Source organism: bacterium (assembly GCA_023145965.1).
In the GTDB taxonomy this organism is placed as follows: Bacteria; UBP14; UBA6098; order UBA6098; family UBA6098; genus UBA6098.
Genome location: JAGLDC010000026.1, coordinates 1 through 3,889, shown reverse-complemented (window position 1 = coordinate 3,889; position 3,889 = coordinate 1). Strand labels below are relative to the sequence as shown.

The window sequence follows — 3,889 nt, the reverse complement described above, 5'->3', positions numbered from 1 at the left end:
GCGTGGAAATATTCGACATCGCCGGGCGCCGTGTGGCGCAATTGCCCTCACCCTCGGTCCCTCTCCCGGAGGGCGAGGGAGGTGGTTCCTTCTCCCTTTGGGAGAAGGTGACCGAAGGCCGGATGAGGGCCGAATTCACATGGCAACCCGCACCCACCCTCGGCTCCGGCGTGTATCTCGTCCGGGCGACATTTCCGCAACAGACGACTTCAGCCGTCTGCACGAAACGAATCGTGTATCTGAAATGAGAATTTAAAATCAATACGCCGTCTTTTAAACAGTATTATTTAATGGCATTCTAAGCCCTTTACCGCAACCTATAATTCCCGCATAAAATACCCTGTTCAGAGTATTGATTGCGATATATAAGTAAGTATATTTTTTATAGGCAAGAACGGTTGCGCACCTTTGGTGCCGATAAAACCGTTCGACAAAAATGGCAAAACGAGTATCAAATATATCGAGGCATCCAACGCGGAATGCCGGTTTTCGGAAAATCCTTTCTGAAGGGGGGGCGTTCTACGCCCGAAAAGCGGAAGGACGAACTCAAATTAATAATAGGGCCGCCTGCAAGGCGGCCACGGCTATAAAGGAGTTTCGGACTCACCAACTCGCAAGAACAAATAAGCCTCGAAACGAAAACACAGCCGCCGGTCAGCGACGACCGCAGGCGGATAGAAAAGCATAATACTAAAACAACAATAAAAAGAAAAGGATAAAATACAATGAAAAAATAATGATAACAGGATTGTTTTTACTAATAACCATAGTTACTGCTACAGCAGAAACAAATAGCTGGTGGAGCAATGGAACAGAAATTATATTCGGCCCTGGTTATGCAGGAGGATCAACGATAGTAACCGCAATACCATGGGGAGACATAACTACACCACCTTTTAACCAGAGTCTTAGAGACGATGGGGCAGAATGGATAGGCTTGACTTTTACGGGTGGTGTTGATAGTCTAGGCGATTATTGGTTTGTTAGATCCATGACATTAATTCCCTGGGGTGGGCATTCTCGAATGACATTCTGGGGTTGCGCTGACGATTCTATTGTTGCGGTCGGTTTATATCGACCCGGTTATTCGGTACAATGGTTCTATCCAAGTTCAAGCGATGGAAACGATGCAGATGAGTTGATACGAATCGACATGAGTGATGCAACAGTCGTTTCAGGGGTATTGTATTATCTATATATCTAAGTAAATAATAGTCAAACATGGGCCATGGGCCTTATGTACTATCTTTCTGTTGATTATGACCAATGGAGTTCATTCCCTTATCAATGGCAGGCAGGATGGGCATTACATTCGCTTCCATTTAGAGCGGACCTAGCCTATAATCCAAGGTTAATCGATATTTTCCCGGATGCTTTGCAAGCGATGTATTGGGATCAAGAAAACAATACTTATCAGACAATAAACACAGGCGCAACCTTAAGTGGAAGTATTGGAGATATTATTCGTTATAATTCTATATTCGTATTGCATAGTTCGAGTGGTTCATCAAGTCCATACGGCTGGGCAATACACGAGCAGAGATTCCTGGATATTCGCCCTGAAGACCAGCTGACTTTATATAGGCAAATAGGAACCGTTGTCTGCCAAGTTCCGTTTGATTGTTCTTCACCCACATGTGAACCTGACGACAATCCGGATTGTGCTATTGAAGAAGCTTGGCGCTGGGATCAATCCTCGAGTAACTGGGTAGTCATAGACGATATAGAGACTTTCGGATTGGGGAATTACGGAGGGGATACATGATAGAATATAATAATCTCGATAATACTCACCTCGACTTAAGATGTGACGAAATGGATTATATGGCCAGAGAAGAACCAATGGAAATGCCCGAAATACCGGACGAAATCCGCGAGATTATGGAAGAAAGAGCTGCGCTTATACCCGAATGTGCAATAATCGAAACTTCAATCGTAGAACCACCGTCGGTTCATTATGAACTTTCGGTTCCAAGAGATACGGGGCCACTGCCTATGCCTCCGGATGTCAGGTTTAAAAACAATTCTAAACAACCTACCGATTCCGAGCTTGAAATATGGACATCACCCAATCCATTCAATTCAAGTGTTGACATTCATGTTCGTTTGCCTAAGAATGAAAAGGAAGTGAAGGTCGAAATCTTCGATATGTCGGGTAGGCGAATTAGAGGACTAGAACAACACACAGTCTCTGAAACAGGTGGATTCGTTTTCCGCTGGGACGGAAAAGACTCTGAGGCACGCATTTGTCCCACCGGTGTATATCATTATAAAATGACAAGCACTAATCGAGAAGCAACAGGAACAGTTCTATTAACAAAATAGGCATTACATCAAACCTCGGCCTCTGCAAAGGGGCCGGGGTTAAAAAAGGCGGTCGAAATGAAAAACTGGATTCTAATTCTCTTACTGCTTATATCCTGCACCTACGCTTGGGAAAAAACATGGGACTCAATGCATCGAGAGAGTTTTACCGATTTTGTTCAGCTTCAAGATGGTGGTTTCATCTTAGTCGGCCACAAAGGCACAACTTTACCCGTTTATACCGGCATTTACACAACACGGGTTGACAGCGACGGAAATACATTGTGGACAAGATTCGACTATGCAGGTGGCGCAACAGACATGGCTAAAGGTATTGTCTCGATAGACGACACTACTTTTGCTATCGTCGGTGTTATGGAATCCGCTTTCCCAGATGACTATTCATACCTTTATCTTTCGAGGATAAGTATAAACGGCAACACTCTTTGGACTTCGGTATGCGATACCGCGTTCTTCGGCGATGCCGTGGATATCGCCGCCGACGGGAATATTGTTGTCATGGACGGAAGTTGGCCGATGCTTCAAAAATATAATCTCAGCGGTGCGGGGGTTTGGGCAAGCCGTTTTTATTCATACCCTTACAATTTCATTATCAAACTATGGGACATGAAAAGTATTAATCGAGATTCCTATTATGAATCCGGCTATATTACTTGCGGATATGGAACTCGCACAACAGGAAGTAATTACCATGCAGTTATCGCCCGGTTCGACTCTGAAGGGGATACGCTTTGGGTTCGCCATTATGGAAATTCTGAACACGAAGAGTTTTATTCCATTACAAATATAATGAATCCCGCACCGGGATATCCGGAGGGATTTCTTGCTGTCGGATATTCTGATAGCTGTTCATCTAAAATGTGTAGCGGTTCTTGGTTTATTGTCCGAACGGATTTACACGGTGATACTGTATGGACAAAATGTTTGTCTCATCCAGATTATGGCTTCGGAGAACAATACGTTAATGATATTGTTTGGGTCGGAAATGAAACTTATCAGACAAAGTTTGCTATTGCCGGTGTAACAACGTTTCCAGAATCACTTGGAAGTAAAACCGCCACTTGGTTAGTCGTCATCTCCGATACACTTCGCGGCGACACGCTTTGGACAAAAACCTATGACCGATTCACCGACCAGATCCCTAATTCTATAGTCCTATGTGACGACGGCGGTTTCGCGATAGCCGGTTATGCCGAAGATTCGGTGCTCTTGCCCTATCCGCACAAAATGGACATGTGGCTTCTTAGAGTAGATTCGCTCGGAAACGATTTACCATACGCAATTTCAGAGACCGCGCCGGTAAAACCTCAGGCGATTACCCTCTCCGCCTACCCCAATCCCTTTAATTCGGCAGTGAACATTTCTGTCAATGGTTCCGTAGGGGAGGGTCTTGCGCCCTCCTGCGTGGAAATATTCGACATCGCCGGGCGCCGTGTGGCGAAACTACCCCGCCTCGCTTCGCGAGGCACCCCTTCGCAAGCGAAGGGAAATTCCCCTCTTTTTAAAGAGGGGTGGCCGAAGGTCGGGGTGTTTCTTTCGGGCAACCCGCACCCACCCTCGGTTC

The 3,889-nt window shown here is 45.5% G+C and carries 5 protein-coding genes; all 5 read left to right on the top strand.

Features of this window, described 5'->3' with window-relative positions; translation table 11 throughout:
• Positions 1-256, top strand: a 256-nt coding sequence (locus KAH81_02950; GenBank protein MCK5832606.1) for a hypothetical protein, incomplete at its 5' end; no start/stop codon positions are given.
• A gap of 480 nt (positions 257-736) precedes the next feature.
• The gene (locus tag KAH81_02945; GenBank protein MCK5832605.1) at positions 737-1,204 is read left to right on the top strand and encodes a hypothetical protein; all 468 of its coding nucleotides are present in this window, start codon (positions 737-739) and stop codon (positions 1,202-1,204) included.
• Between the two features lie 24 nt (positions 1,205-1,228).
• Positions 1,229-1,765 carry a hypothetical protein gene (locus KAH81_02940; protein ID MCK5832604.1) on the top strand — a complete coding sequence of 179 codons (537 nt, stop codon included), beginning with the start codon at positions 1,229-1,231 and terminating at the stop codon, positions 1,763-1,765.
• The gene (locus KAH81_02935) at positions 1,762-2,325 is read left to right on the top strand and encodes a T9SS type A sorting domain-containing protein (protein ID MCK5832603.1); all 564 of its coding nucleotides are present in this window, start codon (positions 1,762-1,764) and stop codon (positions 2,323-2,325) included. The genes KAH81_02940 and KAH81_02935 overlap by 4 nt, the downstream gene beginning before the upstream one ends.
• A gap of 57 nt (positions 2,326-2,382) precedes the next feature.
• Positions 2,383-3,889: hypothetical protein (locus KAH81_02930; GenBank protein ID MCK5832602.1), on the top strand; the 1,507-nt coding region annotated here is incomplete at its 3' end.

Bases quoted from the DNA above. Each gene is read 5' to 3' on its own strand.
- KAH81_02945 (MCK5832605.1), top strand. From the start codon at position 737: ATGATAACAGGATTGTTTTTACTAATAACCATAGTTACTGCTACAGCA.
- KAH81_02940 (MCK5832604.1), top strand. From the start codon at position 1,229: ATGGGCCTTATGTACTATCTTTCTGTTGATTATGACCAATGGAGTTCA.
- KAH81_02935 (MCK5832603.1), top strand. From the start codon at position 1,762: ATGATAGAATATAATAATCTCGATAATACTCACCTCGACTTAAGATGT.